This window comes from Nakamurella flava (assembly GCF_005298075.1).
GTDB classification, from domain to species: Bacteria; Actinomycetota; Actinomycetes; order Mycobacteriales; family Nakamurellaceae; genus Nakamurella; species Nakamurella flava.
The window spans coordinates 1095931-1115974 of the sequence record NZ_SZZH01000001.1; the positions used below are offsets into that span (position 1 = coordinate 1095931).

The 20044-nt window shown below is 71.0% G+C and carries 14 protein-coding genes; 7 read left to right on the forward strand and 7 right to left on the reverse strand.

The genetic code is table 11. The features are described 5' to 3' along the window. Positions 1 to 74 precede the first annotated feature (74 nt). From FDO65_RS04905 to FDO65_RS04925, 5 genes are all read left to right on the forward strand, one after another. Entirely contained in the window at positions 75 to 524 is a 450-nt protein-coding gene (locus FDO65_RS04905) for a PTS sugar transporter subunit IIA (RefSeq protein ID WP_137448296.1), read from the forward strand. Continuing rightward, on the forward strand, positions 524 to 2095 hold the full coding sequence (locus FDO65_RS04910) for a PTS fructose transporter subunit IIC (RefSeq protein WP_137448297.1): 1572 nt from the start codon (positions 524 to 526) through the stop codon (positions 2093 to 2095). The genes FDO65_RS04905 and FDO65_RS04910 overlap by 1 nt, the downstream gene beginning before the upstream one ends. 320 nt (positions 2096 to 2415) lie before the next feature. After that, complete coding sequence (locus tag FDO65_RS04915; protein WP_137448298.1) at positions 2416 to 2688, forward strand: HPr family phosphocarrier protein; 273 nt, start codon at positions 2416 to 2418, stop codon at positions 2686 to 2688. Positions 2689 to 2941: 253 nt separating this feature from the next. Further along, positions 2942 to 4672, forward strand: a complete 1731-nt coding sequence (gene ptsP / locus FDO65_RS04920; RefSeq protein WP_137448299.1) for a phosphoenolpyruvate--protein phosphotransferase — start codon at positions 2942 to 2944, stop codon at positions 4670 to 4672. 128 nt (positions 4673 to 4800) lie between these two features. Further along, the gene (locus FDO65_RS04925; RefSeq protein ID WP_137448300.1) at positions 4801 to 6675 is read left to right on the forward strand and encodes a glycoside hydrolase family 15 protein; all 1875 of its coding nucleotides are present in this window, start codon (positions 4801 to 4803) and stop codon (positions 6673 to 6675) included. Between the two features lie 80 nt (positions 6676 to 6755). On the opposite strand, the gene FDO65_RS04930 is transcribed toward FDO65_RS04925, so the two are convergent. Then, on the reverse strand, positions 6756 to 7250 hold the full coding sequence (locus FDO65_RS04930) for a PRC-barrel domain-containing protein (protein ID WP_137448301.1): 495 nt from the start codon (positions 7248 to 7250) through the stop codon (positions 6756 to 6758). Then, positions 7250 to 7879 (reverse strand): PRC-barrel domain-containing protein, encoded by a 630-nt coding sequence (locus tag FDO65_RS04935; protein ID WP_137448302.1) that lies wholly within the window; start codon positions 7877 to 7879, stop codon positions 7250 to 7252. Before FDO65_RS04935 ends, FDO65_RS04930 begins: the two co-directional genes overlap by 1 nt. 267 nt (positions 7880 to 8146) lie before the next feature. Between FDO65_RS04935 and FDO65_RS04940 the strand changes: the two genes are divergently transcribed. Together FDO65_RS04940 and FDO65_RS04945 are read left to right on the forward strand one after the other, a co-directional pair. After that, positions 8147 to 8533, forward strand: coding sequence for an ArsR/SmtB family transcription factor (locus FDO65_RS04940; protein WP_137448303.1), 387 nt, complete (start codon positions 8147 to 8149; stop codon positions 8531 to 8533). Beyond that, positions 8530 to 10257, forward strand: coding sequence for a SulP family inorganic anion transporter (locus FDO65_RS04945; RefSeq protein ID WP_240757428.1), 1728 nt, complete (start codon positions 8530 to 8532; stop codon positions 10255 to 10257). Before FDO65_RS04940 ends, FDO65_RS04945 begins: the two co-directional genes overlap by 4 nt. A 243-nt stretch (positions 10258 to 10500) precedes the next feature. On the opposite strand, the gene FDO65_RS04950 is transcribed toward FDO65_RS04945, so the two are convergent. From FDO65_RS04950 to FDO65_RS04970, 5 genes are all read right to left on the reverse strand, one after another. Then, positions 10501 to 11751: an MFS transporter gene (locus FDO65_RS04950; protein ID WP_137448304.1), complete on the reverse strand. Its 1251-nt coding sequence runs from the start codon at positions 11749 to 11751 to the stop codon at positions 10501 to 10503. Positions 11752 to 11890: 139 nt separating this feature from the next. Then, entirely contained in the window at positions 11891 to 17404 is a 5514-nt protein-coding gene (locus FDO65_RS04955) for an ATP-binding protein (protein WP_137448305.1), read from the reverse strand. A 382-nt stretch (positions 17405 to 17786) separates the two neighbouring features. Next, positions 17787 to 18365, reverse strand: coding sequence for a hypothetical protein (locus tag FDO65_RS04960; protein WP_137448306.1), 579 nt, complete (start codon positions 18363 to 18365; stop codon positions 17787 to 17789). A 476-nt stretch (positions 18366 to 18841) separates the two neighbouring features. Further along, entirely contained in the window at positions 18842 to 19534 is a 693-nt protein-coding gene (locus tag FDO65_RS04965; RefSeq protein WP_137448307.1) for a hypothetical protein, read from the reverse strand. 192 nt (positions 19535 to 19726) lie between these two features. After that, positions 19727 to 20029: a hypothetical protein gene (locus tag FDO65_RS04970; protein ID WP_137448308.1), complete on the reverse strand. Its 303-nt coding sequence runs from the start codon at positions 20027 to 20029 to the stop codon at positions 19727 to 19729. Positions 20030 to 20044: the final 15 nt, after the last annotated feature.

A 20044-nucleotide genomic window follows, 5' to 3' on the forward strand; every position in this document is an offset into this window, starting at 1 on the left:
CCCGTGCCCCCCGCTCCCCCACCCGCAGCCGTCACCACACCCCCGACCCATCCCTCAGCGAAGAAGGAAGCCCCATGACCGACCTGATCACTCCCGAACTGGTGGTGCTCGACCTCGCCGCCACGGACAAGGCCGACGCCACCCGTCAGCTGGCCCAGAAGCTCGCCGACGCGGGTCGCGTCACCGACCTCGAAGGCTTCCTGGCCGACGTGGCCGCCCGTGAGGCGCAGATGGCGACCGGCATGCCCGGCGGCATCGGCCTGCCGCACGCGCGGTCCGAGCACGTCACCGTCCCGTCCCTGGGCCTGGCCCGGGTGCCCGCCGGTGTCGACTTCGGTGCGCCCGACGGCCCCGCCAACCTGGTGTTCCTCATCGCCGCCCCCGCCGGTGGCGGTTCCGAGCACCTGACCATCCTCGCGGCGCTCGCCCGGCGGCTCGTCCGCCCCGCGTTCAAGGAGACCATCCAGCAGGCCCCCGACGCCGCGTCGGTCGCCTCCTACGTTCAGGGAGAGGTGGCTGGCTGATGAAGTTCGTCGCCGTAACGTCATGCCCCACGGGCATCGCGCACACCTACATGGCCGCTGAGAACCTCGAGCAGTCGGCCAAGGCCGTCGGCCACGAGGTCCAGGTCGAGACCCAGGGCTCCGCGGGCACCGTCCCGCTGTCCGATGACGTCATCGCCGCCGCGGACGGCGTCATCTTCGCCGCCGACCTCGAGGTCAAGGGCAAGGAACGGTTCGCCGGCAAGCCCACCATCGACGTCGGCGTGAAGAAGGCCGTGCACGACGGCCCCGCCGTCATCCAGCAGGCCATCGCGGCCGTCGAGAACGCCCCCAAGGCCGGCACCCCGGCCGCTGCCGCCGCGACGGCGGCAGCCGCTGCGGCCCCCCGCTCCGGTGGGAACGACGCCCGCAAGGTCGGCGCCGGCACCAAGGTCCGCCAGTGGCTGATGACCGGTGTCTCCTACATGATCCCGTTCGTCGCCGCCGGCGGCATCCTCATCGCCCTGGGCTTCCTGTTCGGCGGCGACGAGATCGTCACCAAGCTGTACGGCGGTGATTTCGAGGGCGTCACCTACGAGAACGTCGCCGGTAACCTGCCGCTCGGCTTCCCGACCGGCCAGAGCTTCGACACCCTGCTGGCCCAGGCCGGTTTCGCCGGGCTGCTGTTCGCGCTGGGCAAGATCGCGTTCTTCCTGTTGGTCCCGGTGCTGTCGGCGTACATCGCCTTCGGCATCGCCGACCGTCCGGGTCTGGTCCCCGGTTTCGTCGGTGGCCTGCTCGCCGCCGTGCTGGGCGCCGGCTTCCTCGGCGGCCTGATCTCCGGTTTCGCCGCCGGTGGTGTCGCCTACGCGATGACCCGCATCCCGGTCCACAAGGGTGTCCGCGGCATCATGCCCGTGGTCGTCATCCCGCTGGTGTCGGTGATCGTGGTCAGCCTGTTCATGATCTTCGTGGTCGGCAAGCCGGTTGCTGCGCTGACCACCGCGCTCACCGATTGGCTGAACGGCCTGGGCGGCAGCAGCGGCATCATCCTGGGCATCGTCCTGGGCCTGATGATGGCGTTCGACATGGGTGGCCCGCTGAACAAGGTGGCCTACACCTTCGCGGCGGCCGGTCTGACCACGGCCATCACCAGCGAGAGCGGTGGCCCGGCCCTGACCATCATGGCCGCGGTCATGGCCGCCGGCATGACCCCGCCGCTCGGCATGGCCCTGGCCACCCTGGTCCGCAAGAACCTGTGGACCCAGGCCGAGCGCGACAACGGTCTGGCCTGCTGGCTGCTGGGTGCCTCCTTCATCACCGAGGGCGCCATCCCGTTCGCCGCCGCCCACCCGCTGCGCGTCATCCCCTCGTGCATGCTCGGTTCGGCCGTCACCGGCGGTCTGGTCATGGGCATCGGCAACGAGCTGCGCGCCCCACACGGCGGCATCTTCGTCCTGCCGCTGATCAGCAATCCGGTCATGTACGTCGTGGCCATCGCTGTCGGCACCGTCATCACCGCGGCCGCCGTCATCGGTCTGATGACCCTGGACGCTCGCAAGACCGAGGCGTTGGCGAAGCAGGAAGACGCCCGCGAGGGTCTCGCCGTCTGATCTGATCCCGGTCGGTTCCGATCGGAATCCGGCGGGGAGTGGCCTGAACCACACCCTGCTGCTGCGCGACTGGTCCGGGGCTGCGACGATAGATGTCGCAGCCCCGGCCGTCGTGAAGCAGCTACAGTGCCCCACGCCCGGTCATCGGGCCGCGGGTGCGACCGGCCACCGGCCGTCCGGCCACTCCGCCGCACTCCGTTCCACCTCGCACCACCTGAGCACTTCCCGGTCCGGCTCGCCGGACCGTCACGTCGTCCGATCCCCCGGCGGCCCGCACCCCTGTGCGGGTCAATCTCCGGAACGTCCCCCGAGGAGCATGAATGCCCAGCCGCACCGTCAAGGTCGCGTCCAAGGTCGGTCTGCACGCCCGGCCCGCCTCGCTGTTCGTCCAGGCCGTCACCGCCACCGGCCTGCCCGTCACCATCGCCAAGGGTGACAACGACCCGGTCGACGCCCGCAGCATCCTGATGGTCATGGGCCTCGGGGTCGGTAACAACGACGAGGTCACCCTGACGGCCGAGGGTGATGGCGCGGACGAGGCTCTCGACCAGCTGGTCGAGCTGCTCGAGATCGACCACGACGCCGCTCACTGACGTCATCGGGCCGACGACCCGGGTCCGCGACCCGGACGATCGGCCCACCGCGTGGCGGATGTCGCGAGCTGCGTTCTGAACAGAACGGCGGTGCCTTCCGGTGACGGGATGGCACCGCCGTTGTCGTTCCGGACGACAACCGCAACGCCGTACCGCCGGCGATCGACCGTTCCATCCCACCCCCGATACCTCGGGAACCATCTGGCGTCCGGCTCGTCCTGCGGGGCATCCGAAAAGGAGTTGAATAGGCGTTATGACCTCCACCACTGCGAAGGCCGCGAACAGCACCGGAAGTGACAGCGGATCCGCCGCGGCCGACCTGAGCGGGGTCGGCGTCGGCCGGGGCTCTGCGGTCGGCACGGTCGTCAAGCTCGCCCCGCCGGTCCGGCCGCCCGCCGACGAGGCGGCGCCGGAAAACCTCGACGAGAGCGCGTCCCTGGTCAAGCAGTCGTTCGACGCGGTGGCCACCGAACTGCGGGTCAAGGCGGCCGGCGCGGATCCGACGGTGGCGGCCGTCCTGGAGGCCACCTCGCTGATGGCCCAGGACCCGGGCCTGTACGCCGACGTCGAGCGTCGGATGAAGGCCGGTACCGGTCCGGCCACCGCGGTCGACCAGGCCGTCGAGGGGTTCTGCACCGTCCTGGAATCGATGGGCGGCTACATGGCCGAGCGCGTCACCGACCTGCGGGACGTCCGGGACCGGATCGTCGCCCACGTACTGGGGGTCCCCGCGCCGGGCCTGCCGACGATGACGGAGCCGTCCGTGGTGGTGGCCGCCGACCTCGCCCCCGCCGACACCGCCACCCTCGACCTGGACCACGTGGTCGCGATCGTCACCGAGCTCGGCGGCCCGACCAGTCACACCGCGATCATCGCCGCCCAGCTCGACCTGCCCTGCGTGGTGCGGGTGTCCGGCGCGCTCACCCTGTCCGACGGTGACGTCGTCGCGGTCGATGCTGCGGCCGGGTCGATCACCCGTGACCCCGATCAGGCGCTCCGCGACGAGGTGACCGCCCGCGCCCACGCCCGCGCGGCCCTCAAGACCGCCGGTTCCGGCCCGGGCCGAACCAAGGACGGCGTCGGCATCCAGCTGCTGGCCAACGTCGGCAAGGTCGAGGACGCCGAACGGGCGGCCAAGGAGGACGTCGAGGGCGTCGGACTGTTCCGCACCGAGGTGCTGTTCCTGGACTCGGCGACCGCACCGAGCGTCGAGCAGCAGATCAAGGCCTACTCGCGGGTGTTCAGCGCGTTCGGTGACCGCAAGGTCGTCATCCGCACCCTGGACGCCGGCGCCGACAAGCCGCTGGCCTTCGCGCCCAGCGACGAGGAGGAGAACCCCGCGCTGGGGGTGCGTGGCCTGCGGATGGACAAGAAGTATCCGCAGCTGCTGGCCGACCAGCTCGAGGCCATCGCGCAGGCGGCCAAGGAGACCGGGACCAAGCCGTGGGTCATGGCACCCATGGTGTCGACCGTCCACGAGGCGGAGTCCTTCGAGGCCCAGGTCAAGGCCCAAGGCCTACCGGTCGGCGGCATCATGATTGAGGTCCCGGCCGCCGCGCTGCGGGGTCGCCATCTCATCGAGAAGGTCGACTTCTTCTCCATCGGCACCAACGACCTGACCCAGTACGCGATGGCCACCGACCGGATGGCCGGGGAGCTGGCCGAACTGCTCGATCCGTGGCAGCCGGCGGTGCTCGACCTCATCGCCTACGCCGGGGAGGCCGGGCAGGGTGCCGGCAAGCCGGTCGGCGTCTGCGGTGAGGCGGCGCGCGATCCGCTGCTCGCCCTGGTGCTGGTCGGGCTGGGCATCACGTCGCTGTCCATGGCCCCCAACGGGGTGCCCGCCGTGCGGTTCGCCCTGGCGCGGACGGATCTGGCCGAGTGCCAGGCCATGGCCGCCGCCGCCCGCGACGCCGTCGACGCTGCGAGCGCCCGCGCCGCCGTCGAGGCTCTGGTCGACCCCGAGGTGCTGCTCGCCATCTGAACGAGCCGACCGGTGGTGCGCCGGTCGCGTGCGCGGGGCCCGGTCGTCATGACCGGGCCTCGTGTCGTTCCGGCTCCGATCGACCCTGGCCGGGGTGGCGGCCGGCCGACCGGGGTAGTGATCACCACATGACCGTCGACTTCCCCGCCCCGGGCACCGTACGGATCGAGGACCACGCCGTCCTCGGCGACAGCGCCACCGCCGCGCTGGTCGCCACCGACGGCACGATCGACTGGCTCTGCCTACCCCGGTTCGACGGCCCCGCCGTCTTCGCGGCCCTGCTGGACCCGGCGACCGGTGGCCGGTGGGTCGTCCGTCCCCGCGGTCTGCGATCCGTCCACCAGGTCTACGAGACCGACACCGCAGTGCTGCGCACCCGGCTCACGGCCGACAGCGGGATCGTCGAGATCCGCGACGCCCTCGTGCTGTCGGCCCCGTTCCGGTCCGGCACCAGCTCCGCGGCCGGCGAGCTGCTCCGCCGGGTCGAGGTGCTCGAGGGTGCGGTCGATCTCGAGGTCGAGATCTCCGTCCGGGGCGGGGCCGCCCCGGTTCGCGAGGCCGACAGCGGTCTGCGCTGGCCGGGCGGACCAGCCCCGGACGGCTGGTCGGCCGATGTCCCGGAGCTGCGCTGCTGGTCCACCCGTGCGATGCCCGGCCTGGTCGACGGCGCCGACCGACTGCACCTCGTCGCGGGTGACACCTGCGCGTTCGGACTGACCTGGGCGGCCGACACCGGCCCGGCGGGCGACGGTTCCCATGCGGCGCCGGGCACGGCCGCGGCGGTCGCCGCGGTCGACGTCGCTCTCGACCGGACCATCGGTCACTGGCGGACCTGGGCGGCCTGCATCGACTACGACGGGCCGCATCGGGAGCTCGTCCGGCGCAGCGCGATCACCTTGAAGGTGTGCGACTACGGACCGAACGGCGCACTGGTCGCCGCCCCCACGTCGTCACTGCCGGAGACCCTGGGCGGCGTCCGTAACTGGGATTACCGCTTCACCTGGGTCCGCGATGCGGCCTACACGGTGTACGCGCTCCGCCGCGTCGGCCTGGTCGCCGAGGGCGAGGCGTTCCTGCGGTGGGTGCTCGACCACTGCGTCCGCAACGACCGCCCCCATCTGCTCTACACGCTCGACGGTGAGCAGCCGCGGACCGAGTCGGAGGATCCGCACCTGGCCGGGTACGCCGGCTCCCGGCCGGTGCGATGGGGCAACGCCGCCAGCGACCAGATCCAGCACGACGTGTACGGCGAGATCATCGACTGCGCCTACCAGTGGGTGCGGGCCGGTGGCGAGGTCGATGACGAGATGTGGTCCGCCCTGTGCGATCTCGGCCACCGGGCGCTGGACCAGTGGCAGACCCCGGACCACGGCATCTGGGAGATCCGCCAGGAGGGCAGGCCCTTCACCTACTCGGTGGCGCTCTGTCAGGTGGCGGTCGACCGGCTCGCCCGGATCGCCCGGTCGACCGGTCGATCCGAAGAGGCCCAGGGCTGGTCCGATGCGGCCGACGAGATCCTCGCCGCCGTGCGCGACCGCGCCCTGGACGACGAGAAAAGTCACTACACCGAGCATCTCGATCAGGGCGGGACGGTGGATGCCAGCCTGTTGACGCTGCCGTTGCGGCGGGTCGTGCCGGCCGACGAACCGGCGATGGTCGCCACCGTCGAGGCCGTGGTCGCCTCCCTCGGTCACCCGGAACCCGGCGCCGATCTGCTGCACCGTTACCACCCCGACGTCAGCCCCGACGGGCTGCCCGGTGAGGAGGGTGCGTTCGTCCTCTGTTCGTTCTGGTGGGTCGAGAACCTGACCCGACAGGGTCGCGACGCGGAGGCGGCCGCACTGCTCGACCGTCTGTGCTCCCGGGCCAATCATGTGGGTCTGCTGCCCGAGCAGATCGATCCGCGGACGGGCGCCTTCCTGGGCAACTTCCCGCAGGCGTTCAGCCACATCGGGTTGATCAGCGCGGCCGTCGACCTGGAGCGCCGGCGAACCCCGGCCTGACCCGGAGACGGTTGTCCGCCAACGACATCGGCCCCCACCGCAGGGTGGGGGCCGATGTCGACGGCGCGACGAGAGGCCGATCAGCTGGCGCTGGTCGGTTCCGCCGCGACGGAACTCGACGAGCCATCGGTCGGCGGCATGTCGGCACTGCGCAGCACCACGGCCCATGAGCCGCAGCCCAGCAGGTAGGACGCGTCCACGGCCTGGGTGTCGAGGATCAGGCCGATGACCCGACCGTCGGACGGGTCGAAGTCCACGTCCTTGAGCTTGCCGATCTCGACACCGGCGGTGCTGAGCACCCGCTTCCCCAGCATGGTGTGCTTCTTGTCGCTGAGCCGGGCCAACTCCTCGTCAGGGACGACGATGGCGTCGGCGGATGCCACGGTCACGGCGTCGGTGCCGACGGCCTTCAGGTTGGCCCACGGCAGCGCCGTGCCCTCGCCCGGCGTCTTGGCCAGGGTGAGCCCCACGACGGTACGCGTCTGGGCGTCGACGACGACGTCGGCGACCTTCCCGACGGTCACGGCCGTGTCGGTGGCGACGACCTTCTGGCCCACCACATCGGTGAACATCATCAGCGGTTCCCTCCCTCGTTCTCGAAACCGCGCAGGCGGGCACGGAAGTCGTCGACGGCGGCGCCGAACCCGGCCAGGTCGTCGGTGACGAAGTCGCGGGCCACCGCCGGCACGATGAGGTGCTCACCGGACACGGCCAGCGTGTCGGGCAACGGGATGAACAGCCGGTTCTTGCCGCGGCCGAGGCTCTCGGCGGGGTCGATCTCGTAGCCGACGACGTCGGCCTTGCCATGCTGGTCCGATCCGGCGGGTGCACCGATGCCGAGGACGACATCGACGACCACGCCGAGCGCCGTGCCGTCGTCGGTGAGCACCTGGGAACGCAGGACGTCCCCGGCCGCGCCGCCCGTGCCGTCCTCCCCGGCTGCCGCGGCCAGTAGCTCCTCGGGCGGGACGAGGGCGTCCTCGTCGGCGATGATGGCAGCGTCGGGGCCGAGCCCGACGACCTTGGCCCAGGGCAGCGTCACCTTGAGGGCCCCGGCGAAGAAGCCGCGGCCGTTCAGCGTGAAGCCGGCCACCTCTCCGCCGTTGCCGACGTACACGACGTCCTTGATCTGGGCCACGTCCTCTCCGGCGAACGTGACGACCGGCAGTTTGGCCACTTCACTGGCGCGTAGCAGCACACCCATGGTCTTGGTCCCTTCCCGCCGATCCTGTCGACCGACTCCGCTTGGCATTTCCCCGGCGGGGCGCCGACGAATCCCGCGGCGGCCGGTCCCGAACCGCCCGGGCCGCCGCGATCACCACCGGCGACCCGAATCCGACACCGCTGCTCCCAACACTGGTTTCGCCACTGTCCGCGACAGCGTGTCAACCCGCCGTCACACCGGCGGGCAACGCCGTGATCGTTTCCTTGCGACTTCGAGAAATCACGAATTCGCGTGTACGGTGAGGTCATGCCGCCAGTGGACATTGCCGCCGGACCCGTCCATGTGCGGAAGGCCGCGCTCTTCCGCGCCCTGGGCAGCCCGCTGCGCATCCGGGTGCTGGAGCTGTTGGCGGACGGCGAGGGAATGACGGTGGCTCAGCTGTTGGCCGCGACAGCGACCGAACCGTCCACCCTGTCCAGCAACCTGGCGGTGCTCCGCGGGGTGGGGGTCGTCGTCGCCCGGCGGTCCGGGTCGAGCGTGAGCTACCGACTGACCAACCCCTCGGTGGCCGGATTCCTGCGGGCGGCGCGCGAGTTCCTCCTGAGCACCTTGGACGAGGACCAGCTGTTGCGGTCCGACCTGGAGTCCGAGTTGGGTCGCAGCCGGCCGGCCGACGCGGAGGTTCGCGAGTGAGTGCCGCCATCACCGGCGGTCCACCTGCGGGCGGCCCCGTTCCCCCGGGGCGCCCCCTGGCCGGCCTGCTCCGGCACCTCGGTGCCGTGGCCCTCCCCCGGGCCGCGGACTACCGCGGCGCTCGCACGTCCTGGCGCGCCGACCTGACGGCCGGACTGACGGTCGGCGTCGTCGCGCTGCCCCTTGCCCTCGGATTCGGGGTCTCCTCCGGGCTGGGCGCCGCAGCCGGGCTGATCACCGCGGTGGTCGCCGGCGTGGTCGCCGCGGTCTTCGGTGGTTCCCACGTGCAGGTGTCCGGGCCGACCGGTGCGATGACGGTCGTGCTGGTGCCCATCGTCGCCCACTACGGGCCGGGTGCGGTCGCCGTCATCGGGCTGCTGGCGGGCGTCCTGGTGATGACGGCCGGGCTGGCCCGGCTGGGCCAGCTCGTCGCCTACCTGCCCTGGCCGGTCCTGGAGGGCTTCACCCTCGGCATCGCCGCCATCATCTTCCTCCAGCAGATCCCGCTGGTCTCCCCGGTCGAGCACAGCGGAGAGTCGACGGTCGCGGCGGCGGTGACGGCCACCCTGCACGCGAGCTGGCCGGCGGTGTGGCCATCGCTGGTCGTGGTGGCGGTCGTCGTGGCGATCATGGTCGTCCTGCCCCGGTGGGTGCGCGGCATCCCCGCGTCCCTGGTCGCGGTGGTCGTGTCGTCGGTCCTGGTGGCCGAGACGGGGCTGGCCGTGCCGACCATCGGCCCGCTCCCGGAAGGCCTGCCGACGCCGTCCCTACCGGTGCTGTCGCTGTCGGCGCTGCCGTCGCTGCTGGGTCCGGCCCTGGCGGTGGCCGCGCTGTGCGCCATCGAGTCGCTGCTGTCGGCCCGGGTGGCCGACCGCCTGGCCGGGGCCCCACCGGCCCGCCGCACGGAGCCCGACCGGGAGCTGTTCGGTCAGGGGCTGGCCTGTGTGGCGTCGGCGATGGTGGGCGGGATGCCGGCCACCGGAGCGATCGCGCGGACGGCGGTCAATGTCCGCACGGGTGCACGCACCCGGGTGGCGGCCGTCGTCCATTCCCTGGTGCTGCTCGCGGTCGTGCTGTTCGGCGCGACACTGGTCTCCGGGATCCCCTTGGCCGCGCTGGCCGCCGTGCTGATGGTCACCGCGGTCCGGATGGTCGAGTCCCGGGTGGTGCGTTCGGTGATCCACGCAGGCCGGGCGGAATGGGCGATCTTCGCAGTCACCGCCGCGGTGACCGTGCTGGTGGATCTGATCACCGCCATCGAGGTCGGCATCGTGCTCGCCGGTCTGCTGGCGCTGCGGGCGGTCGCGCGCAGCAGCCGACTGACCCCGGGCGCTGCCGGCACCGGTATCGACCCGCCGCCCGGTGTGGAGGTGCAGCGGGTCGACGGTTCGCTGTTCTTCGCGGCGGCCCCCACGTTGTTCTCGACGTTCGCACTGGCCCCGTCGACGTCGGTACTGGTGCTGCGGCTGTCGTCGGTGCACGCCCTGGACATCAGCGGCGCAGCCCATCTGGCCGAACGGATCGACCAGTGGACGGCGGACGGGGTGACCGTGCTGCTCAAGGGCACCCGCCCGGACCACGCGGCGACCCTTGAGGCCGCCGGACTGCCGCAGCGACTGCACTGCTCACTGCCGGCCGACGACCCGGACCACGTCGTCGACCACTCGTTCGCCGAGCTGGACCGAGCCGTCCAGCACGCCGCCCGACACGTGCAGCGCTGCTGAGCAGGCTGCTCCTCCTGCCCGGGTTCTGATCTGTCACCCGGAACATCGAATGTCTCCTGATTTCCCGATGGCTACCGCCGCTGGCCGGCCGTCGACGAACGACGCCGTCCGGTCGAGCCCCTCGCCGACCGGGCGGCGTCCATCGGGCCCCGCGGTTCAGCAGCGCAGCCGCGGGGCCCCCTGATCCCGGTCCCGTACGTGCCCCGGTCGGGGGCGGCACGTCCGCGCCGGCGGACCCACCACTCAGTCGGGGGTGGTGGGTCCGGTGGTCCGGTCCTGCAGCACCACGACGAGGCAGTAGGCGGCCAGTAGTACCAGAACGACCGGCACGGCCAGGTAGGCCGAGCGCAGGCCGACCGCGTCCGCGAGGACGGCCAATCCGAGCGGGGCGCCCGCGATGGCCAACCCCGACATGAGGGTGCCGAAGCGCGAGGACCGATCGGTCTCCCCCGGCCGGGCCGCGACCACCCGTCCGAGCAGTAGCGGATACATCAGCGCCACCCCGCCCCCGGCGATGAGCAGGCCCACGGCCGACCCGGCGACCGACGGAACCGTCCAGAAGACGACGAACCCGGCGAGCGCCGCGAGGGCCGCCACCCCGACCACGGCCAACGGATGACGCCCGGCGCTGAGCGGCGTCGAGAGCGCCCGGACCACCGCCATGCCGACGAGGAACGCCGAGCTGAGGGCAGCGGCGACGGCGACGTCCGCGCCGTGCCAATCGACGAACGCGCGCGCCGCCCAGAGCACGAAGCCGAACTCGACGCTGACGGCCAGCAGCACGGCCGCGAGACGCGGGGCCAGGCGCCCGGGCGCCAGGCCGGGCGCGGTCACCGGGGCCGGCGCACCGCCGACCGACGGGTCGGCGACCGCGGGCGTCGTGCGCGGCCCGCTCAGCCCGAGAGGCCGGCGCACCAGCAGGAAGAGCACGACCAGCGCCACCGGCAGGATCGGCAGCAGGTACCCGACTCGCCAGCCCCACCCGAGCCCCAGTGCCGTGGCGACGCAGATGGGGGCCAGCAGCGAGGTGATGCTGGCGACCGCGTTGGCCTCGCCCAGGACGGCCGGTCCGGCCGACTGGTGGCGGCCGGTCAGGGCCACCGGAACGAGCAGGACGGACAGGGCCGCCCCCAGTCCCAGGACGACGGCCCCGACCAGGGTGAGGAGCCGCGCCGGACTGGCCAGCAGGGCGGCACCGGCACCCAGCAGGGCGATGGACAGGATCAGTCCGGAGCGATGCCCGAGTCGGTGGACCAGCGGCCCGCCGAGCAGGCCCACCGCGATGAGCGCGACTGCGAAAAGGGTGGGATAGAAGGCGACGTCGGCCGCCGTCACCCCCAGCTGTTCCTGCAGCGGGACGAGGATCGATCCCAGACCGTTCAGCAGGAACGCCATCACCCCGAGCGCGGCGAAGAGGGTCAACGTCAGGGTGTCCCGGACCACCCCCGCCCCGGTGCCGGGGACCGTCGCGGCGGAAGAATCGGGAGCCTTCACCGGACGACCGTAAGCCCGACCGGCGGGGCGCACAGCCGTCAGGGCCCCGGATCCGGTGGGATCTGAGGCCCTGAGGTCGAAGTGATGGCTTCGATGCGGGTGGCGGTCGGAACCGCCACCCGCATCGACGATCCAGCGATCAGACGGCCCGGGCGGCCGCCTTGGCCATGCCGCGCTCGATGGCCTCGATCAGGTACGGCCGGAGTTCGGCCGCGGCGATGATCGTGTGCACCGACCCGACGTCACGGGCCCGGTTGATGTCGTGGATGCCCTCGAACTCGGCCGCGACCTCGGTCAGCTTCTCGGACCGCACGACCGCACGCAGGTCGGACAGCTCGACCGTGAGCTCGCGCTTGCGGGCCTCGTCGGTCTCTCCGGCGATGGCCGCCTCGGCGTCGACGATGCGCTGGTCCTTGGCCACCCGGTTGTTGACGTCCCGGGTGAAGACCACCGCAGCCGCCGGAGCACCACCGATGACCGAGGCGAACGAGCCCTCGACCGCGACGACCTCCATGTTGTCGTTGAGCGCCCCGGAGAACACGACGAACGCGCCGCCGTGGTAGCGGGAGATCAGGCAGAAGACGATCGGGCCGTCGAAATTGACGATGGCGCGGCCGATCTCGGCGCCGTTCTCCAGCTGGACGTTGCGCAGCGACTCGGGCGAACCGTCGAAGCCGGACAGGTTGGCCAGCACGACCAGGGGCCGGTTGCCCGAGGCCGCATTGATCGCCCGGGCCGCCTTCTTGCTCGACTTCGGGAACAGCGTGCCCGCGGTGAACTGGTCGGGCCCGTCGGTCGGCAGGAAGCCCTTGCGGGCGATCGGCCGGGACTCGATACCGATCACCGCGACCGGGTAGCCGCCCAGGTGGGCGTCCACCACGACCGCCGTGTCGGCCTCGGCCATGCCGGCCCAGCGCTCGAGGGTCGCGTGGTCCTGGTCGACGAGCGCGTTGATGACCGCGCGGATGTCGAACGGCTTCTTGCGGTCCTTGTTCGTCTCCGCCGAGAAGATCTCGCCGACCGTGGTGAACGGCGAGTCCGGGTGGACGTGCGGGAACTCCTGCACGTCGCGGTCCAGCGGGTCGGTGGTGTTGGCCCGACGCGGGAACCGCTCGCCGGGGGCCAGGTAGGCGTGGTCGTAGTGGGCGAAGAGGATGTCCACGGCGGCCGACAGGTTCGGCGCCCAGTACTGGGCCTCGCCGTTCGGCCCCATGACCCGGTCGTACCCGCCGATGCCGAAGTTGTCCTCGGCCGAGACGCCGCCGGAGTAGTCCAGCGAGATCTTGCCGGTGAGCACCATCGCGCTGTCCGGGGTCATCACGAGGATGCCCTTGGTGTGCTGCAGCATCGTGGCCTCGGCGTTCCAGTACGGCTGGGCGCCCACGTTGATCCCGGCGACGATGACGTTGATCTCGCCGCCGTCCTGGGTGAACGTGACGATGCGGCGCAGCGCCTTGGCCACCCCGTCCATGTTCTCCGTGCCGGAGTCCATGGCGATGGTCGCGCCGGAGGACAGGGTGAACCATTCCACCGGGATGCTGAGCGAGTCGGCCAGATCGATGGCCGCGACGATGAGCTTGCACTCCTGGACACCGACCGTCCCCAGGGCCTTCGTCGGGTCGCCGAACAGCGCGACGCGCTGCATGCCCTCGGGGTAGAGCTCGGTGGGCGTGGAGATCAGGCCGGCCACGACGCCACAGCTGTTGAGGCCGGGTGCCCGGTCGACCGGCCCGAACTCGCCGTCGGCGTCGAAGTCGTACTCGGTAAAGGTGCCGTCCGCGCCGGTGAGCAGCGGGACGATCTCGTACGGGTACGCGGTACCCCGCGCGGCCGAGCGCTGCACCTTCTGGGCGTAGGCGTCCAGCGGCTTGATCGGCTCGGTGGGCGGATCGCTGACGGTGACGGTGACGCCGGCGCCGGCCTGGTAGGTGAACCGGATGGCGACGTCCCGCAGTTCCTGACCGGCGGAACCGTCGGGGATCCGGCACAGCACGGTGATCTCGGCCAGTCCCGTGCCCAGCGTCAGCGGGGACACGACCTGGGCGAACCCGTTGAGGTCGGACAGCGGCACGGTCAGCGGCGGCCAGACGTGCAGGAATACCCGGTTGCCGGCGAACTTACTGCCGCTGTGGCTGGCCTGCGCCCGCCGCATCGACTCCAGGCAGGCGGCCAGGACGCGCTCGGCCGCGGGGAAGCCGGTGACCCGACCGTCGGCGTCGCGCAGCGGGGTGACGTCGCGGACCTCGGCCAGCGCGGCGAGCCGCTGGTCGGAGGGGTTGTCCGGGGCGACCAGGTGGAACAGGTAGGTGCCCTCGGCGGCCGGCAGCCGACTGCCGTTGAACTCCTTGAGCCGCCACAGATCCAGTCGCTGGCCGGTCAGCGGGTGCATGCCCCGGATGACGCGTTCCTCGGCGAGCCCGTCCGGACCGGGACGGAACGTGAACTGCAGGACCTCGGGTTCGTCCACCGACCCGTAGGCGACGGTGACGGTGATGCGTCGGCCACCGGCCAGGGTCGGCGCGGAGGCCAGGGCGGAACGCAGGTGGTCGGAGATGTCGTCCGGGTCCTGCGGCGCGTCGGCCCAGGCCAGGTAGATGTCGGTGACCAGATCGGACGGTTCGCTGAGGTCCGCCGCCACCGCCTCGACGGCCGGCAGGGTCGCGGCCAGGCTGGCGTGGGTGGCCACCGCGGACAGCAGGGTCAGCCGGCTCCCGGACAGCTCGTAGCTGCCGGTCAGGTACGGGGCGCCGTTGCCCAACTGCCCCGTGCTGACGTCTTCCAGGGTGCGGATCTTGTAGTACCGCCGGCTCATTACCTCCAGCATCTGGGGGACGGCCGGTCCGTCGGCGAGCAGCTGTTCGGCGAGGATGCGGACCACCGGCTCGGCGCTGCTGACGAGCGCCTCGGTGAGCTGACGGCGCTGGGCGTCGTCCTCGGCCGCGGTGAGGGCGGCGAGGTTGTCACGCACCTGCTGGTAGACCGCGGAACGGTTGCTGGCGATGACGGGCCGCTCGTAGACCTCGTACCGCAGCGAGCGGGCCAGGTCGCCGATCTGGGGGTAGCGCAGCCGGGTGGCGACGACGAGCCGCTCGACGACCACGCCGATCCGCTCCTGCACCTCCGGGCTCATCGACGCGGCACGGGTGCGCCAGCGCTCGAGAAGTCCGGCCACGATGGGGATCTGGTCGCCCGCCCGTTCCTGCGCGATGAAGACGCGGTAGACCGCGTCGCGCAGCGCCGGACCGGGCTCGAGGTCGGTGACGCCGTAGTGGGCCAGCGTCCGTTCCAGGCGGGTGCGGAACGAATCGGGCAGACCGCCGAAGTCGACGTCCAGCGACTGCAGGTAGGTGTGGAAGTGCTCGCGCGGGCTGTGCACCTGCTCGTCGCCCGATTCCTCGGCGCCGGCGGGTCGGTTCCGGGACAGTTCCGACAGGTCGGCGAAGGTGTCGAGCACGTCGAGCGCGGCGCCCAGGAGCTCGTCGTCGTCGGTGGGCAGCTGCGAGCGGACCCGGTCGTAGCGGGTCCAGACGGAGCGCGCCTCCGATCCGGCGACGTCGTATCCGAGGACGAGGGCCTTCATGGTGGCCAGGTCGGCCAGGGCCTGCTCCCGCGCGTCGTCGGGCGACTGGACCGCGTCGGAGCTGAAGTCGACCGTGGGGCGGGCGTCCGCAGTCTCGGCACCGGCCTCCTCGAACTTGTCGATCCGCAGCAGTGCGCCGCCGGCGTCGACCTGCTGGCTGACGCCGACCATGACCTCACGGATCCGGCCCGCGTACGGGGCCTTGACCGGGGTCTCCATCTTCATGGCCTCGAGGATGAGGACCGGATCGCCGGCCTGGACCTCGTCGCCCGGGTTCGCGCGCAGGGCGACGACGACGGCGGGGGCGGGCGAGCGGACGATGCCGCCCTCGTCACGGTTGACGCGGTGGCTGACGCTGTCGACCTCGACGAGGTAGCCGGACGGCGTCTCGGAGGCGACGACGTTGTGGCGGCGACCGCCGACGGTGACCCGGCTCTCGAAGCGGCCGAGCCGCTCGACCTCGACCTCGGTGACCTGACCGTCGACGGCGATGCGGTAGCGGCGGGGGCTGACCTGGTCGACCGTCAGGGTGTAGGTGGTGCCGGCGTAGCCGAGTTCGACCTCGCGGCCGACAGTGTGTGAGGCGCGGGGGCGCCCGCCACGGGCGGATCGGAGGAACGCCTCGCGCTCGAGGGCCTCTTCGGTCTCGTAGACGTCGGCGCCGACGAACAGCAGGGCGACGTCGGCGTGCGGGGCGAGAGCGCTGACGTCCAGGCCGCCGCGGTCCAGCCAGCCGGTGTCGGCGGTGCCGTCGATGACGGAGGGCTCGTCGAGCAGGCGCAGCAGGAACGACTTGATGGTCGTGCCGCCCTTGATGACGACGGTGGTGTCGCGCAGCGCGACGCGCAGCCGGGCCAGCGCCTCGTCGCGGTCACGACCCCAGGCGATGATCTTGGCGACCATCGAGTCGTAGTCCGGCGGGATGGTGTCGCCGGCGGAGATGCCGGTGTCGACGCGGATCCCGGGGCCGGTGGGGACGGAGAACAGCTCGACGAGGCCGGGGGCCGGGGCGAACCCGTTGTCGGCGTCCTCGGCGTTCAGCCGGACCTCGACGGCGTGGCCGTAGACGGGCGGGCAGTCCCCTTCGAGCTTGTGGCCGTCGGCCACCATGATCTGCAGCTTGACCAGGTCGAGCCCGGTCGACTCCTCGGTGATGGGGTGTTCCACCTGCAGACGGGTGTTGACCTCCAGGAACGCGAAGGTCTTCTTCTCCGGCTGGTAGAGGAACTCGACGGTGCCGGCGCCGCGGTAGCCGGCTTCCTTGACGAGGTCGATGGCGCGGGCGGCCAGTTCGTCGGACTGTTCCTTGGTCAGCGCCGGGGAGAACGACTCCTCGATGAGCTTCTGGTTGCGCCGCTGGATCGAACAGTCGCGGACGCCGGGGGCCCAGGCGTTGCCGTAGTTGTCGGCGATGACCTGGACCTCGATGTGCCGGCCGCCCTGGACCAGGTGCTCCATGAAGATGACGTGGTCGTTGAAGGCCTTCTGCGCCTCGGACTGGGTCCGCTCGATGGCCTCTTCCAGCTCGCTGGGGTCGAAGACCATGCGGATGCCGCGGCCGCCGCCGCCGGAGCGGGCCTTGAGGATCATCGGGTATCCGATGGCCTTGGCGTGCTCGAGCGCTTCTTCCATCGTCTCGACCGGTCCGCCGGACCAGGGGGCGACGGGGACGTTGGTGGCCTCGGCGAGGTACTTGGCCTCGACCTTGTCGCCGAGGCGGCGCATGGCCTCCGGGGGCGGGCCGATGAAGGTGACGCCCAGTTCCGCGCACAGTTCGGCGAAGGCGGGATCCTCGGCGACGAACCCCCACCCGACCCAGGCGGCGTCGGCCTTGGACTTGATGAGTGCCTTTCGCAGCTCGGCGTGGTCCAGGTAGGGGCTGCCGAGGTCGCCCTTGTCCCGCAGGGTGACCGAGTCGTCGGCCAGCCGGACGAACAGTGCACGGCGCTCCGACTCGGTGTGCAGCGCGACGACCTTGATGTCGTAGCCGAATTCGGCGTTCAATTCGCGGACGGCGCGGATGAGCCGTACTGCCGGCTCACCACGGTTGATCACTGCGATCCGAGAGAACATGTGCTCGGTTCACTCCATTTCTGACCATCTAGCCACGGGGTAGCCCACCGGTCCGGCAAGGGGTGGCCGGACGGAGCGGGCGTTGCAACAGGTCTACCGCTCGCGCGCCCGTCTGTCCTGCTGAACGGACGGTCTGGCCGGTCCCGTCTCCGAGATCGGTCGGGGGACGATCGGATCAGGACACCAAGCGCACGCGCGGTCGAACCGCGACGACCCTATCGGGGGTGATCATGCGGGCGTGGACGGTGTGACGTCGTCGGCGGAGTGGTTCCCGCCACGTCCTCGTTTCGTGAGGCACCGTTCACCTGCGGGTTTGTTCGAACAACTCGTCGCCGGGCAGCGAGATTGTTCCGAATGGCATCGGCCGTGCTATAAGCCGGCGTCAGCGCCCCGGGGTGAGCAGGAGCCGGTACTCGGAGACGGCGACGGCATCCGCCGCGGTGCCGGTCAGCGTCGCCGTACCCGTCTGCCCGGTGGTGGCCTGCCAGGTCACACCCCAGGTGGTCGTGACGGTCACCGGCCACTTCTCGGAGCCGCCGGTCCGCTCATCCGTCGACCGCCACCGGAACATGTGCCCGCACAGCGGCTCCGTCCTCCAGTCCACGCTCGCGTCGTACGGCGCGCCCGGGCCGCTGCACGTCACCGTCGCCGCCGGCCCCGATTGGAACCCGTCGCCGTCATTGCGGGCCGCCGGCTCCCCCAGCGTCCACGTCGTCGACTGCAGGGTCGCGGTGGCCGTCACGGAGACGCCCTGCAGCTCGACGGTGCTGGTGACCGGGGCGGGCGCGTCGATCCACAACCACGTCCACAGCTGCACGGCGATCGTCGACCGGTCGGGGCCGAAGTGGGGCTGGGGCATGGGGATCACGAGTTGATTGATGGCCTGCTCCGCGAGCACCGCCGGATCCGGCGGCGGTGGGGCGGCAGGCTGCGCGGGGACGCCGGGCTCGGCGAACGCCACAAAGAAGGGGACCCTGATCGTCGGCTGCACCCCGGCTCGGCACCTCTGGTACGCGATGTATCCGTCTGCTGCCGTGTGCCCCTGCCAGACAGCCGCGGTTCCTACAGGAATGTCGGGGAGTTCCTCAGTCCAGCAATCGGATTGTGGCGCTTCAATCTGCGTCCCGACCACGGAATCTTCGGCGGCGGATGATGGAAAGCCCCCCTCCGCTGGCGGGTTGTTTCCCGAATCGGTGTGCGAATTCTCAGAACCGATGCCACCGAGACTTAGAACGCATGTCGCACCGCCACTACAATCCACAGGGGTCGTGGTGAGCTGAGCCCCATTCGAGCCCGATCCACTGTCGCCGCAGCCGAAGTATTGACCTCCGCATCTCTCGGCAGTTGGATCCCTATCGACAGCCGCAAGAGAGCCGATCGCGAATGTCCCAGTCAGCAGTATCGGCATCGAAACCAAGGTCAACCAGCGCCGGCAGTTCAGCACGGGGAACCCATTTCAAAGTAATTATCATCCACCTTCCAGCCGCTCGCATATTCGCCCACCCGCGCGGATCCAGCCGTGCGAGTCTTGGTCTCAATTTGCTGCTGCACCGGCGCGCCTGCGGCGTCAACCAGCCTCCCCCGGGATCCGTCGACGCACAGTGCAAGCTGAACAGCCCCTGACTCCACCCGTTCGATTGTCACGAGCACGGAGCCTTGACCCTCAACATGCAGGCCCCTCTCACGAAATTCTGTGGCCGAGGACTGAAGGTCATTCGCTGCCGTTCCTGTGGCGACCTCAGCGATTCGGTTCGTCCAGTCGAGGGTTGGATTGGCTCCAAGACTGTTGGACAACGACCAGAACTGGCCGTATGCCGCAATGGCGGCTTCCGCTTGTTTCGTGTCCTCGGTACTCAACCCAGCTGGAAGCGGTGCGGCCGAGAAATATGGGTTCGATCCTGCACCGGCGACGACACCCTGCAAGGACTGGCTGGGTAATGGTGTTTCGGCTAACGATGTGTCTGCCTGCGAAACGGTAGTGGAACCGGAGTCGGGTGGCTCGACCCACGCGCTGGCCGTGACACTCACCGCCGTCGACGGCGCCGCCTCCGGCGTCGACGAACACGACGCTGTCACCAGCAGCATGGTCGCGGCCAGGGCCATGAGAGCGGAACGCAGCGGAGCGTGCACGGATCACCTCGTCTGAAGGGGCTTCCACGGCACCGTAAACGCCGATCAGCAGGGGTTTCAAACCCGAAGCCGAGATGGGGACAACCCATCGGTGCAGGTCAACCGGTCGTGATCGAACATCGTCCGAACGCCGCCGGTGAAGCTGGTCCGGGAGTCGCTGCGTGGACCGGATGCTCGATCGGGGACGGCGGCTCAGCCGCGTCGCGCCCGCCAGCAGGCGGTGTGCCAGTGCCGCCGATCGTCGAGACCGGCCTGGTCGCCGAAGAGGTGGTCGGCCGGCCAGACCACCAGGTGCGCACTGCTGGCGGCGATCAGTTGCTGACATCCGGGGCAGCGGTAGGACTTGCCCGCCGATGAACTGCCGGTGGTCGGTCGGACCTTCCAACTGCGTCCGTCGCCGGTGGTCTCGTCCCGGGCCCACCCGTGGGTGACTGCCCCGACGTTCAGCGGGATATGGCCGGCGCCGTAGTCGCGCTTGCGGGATCGTCGGGCCACGAGTCGAGGATAGGC

Excerpts from the sequence above, each read along its gene's own strand:
- FDO65_RS04905 (WP_137448296.1), top strand. The coding sequence starts at position 75 with ATGACCGACCTGATCACTCCCGAACTGGTGGTGCTCGACCTCGCCGCC.
- FDO65_RS04910 (WP_137448297.1), top strand. The coding sequence starts at position 524 with ATGAAGTTCGTCGCCGTAACGTCATGCCCCACGGGCATCGCGCACACC.
- FDO65_RS04915 (WP_137448298.1), top strand. The coding sequence starts at position 2,416 with ATGCCCAGCCGCACCGTCAAGGTCGCGTCCAAGGTCGGTCTGCACGCC.
- ptsP (WP_137448299.1), top strand. The coding sequence starts at position 2,942 with ATGACCTCCACCACTGCGAAGGCCGCGAACAGCACCGGAAGTGACAGC.
- FDO65_RS04925 (WP_137448300.1), top strand. The coding sequence starts at position 4,801 with ATGACCGTCGACTTCCCCGCCCCGGGCACCGTACGGATCGAGGACCAC.
- FDO65_RS04930 (WP_137448301.1), bottom strand. The coding sequence starts at position 7,250 with ATGATGTTCACCGATGTGGTGGGCCAGAAGGTCGTCGCCACCGACACG.
- FDO65_RS04935 (WP_137448302.1), bottom strand. The coding sequence starts at position 7,879 with ATGGGTGTGCTGCTACGCGCCAGTGAAGTGGCCAAACTGCCGGTCGTC.
- FDO65_RS04940 (WP_137448303.1), top strand. The coding sequence starts at position 8,147 with ATGCCGCCAGTGGACATTGCCGCCGGACCCGTCCATGTGCGGAAGGCC.
- FDO65_RS04955 (WP_137448305.1), bottom strand. The coding sequence starts at position 17,404 with ATGTTCTCTCGGATCGCAGTGATCAACCGTGGTGAGCCGGCAGTACGG.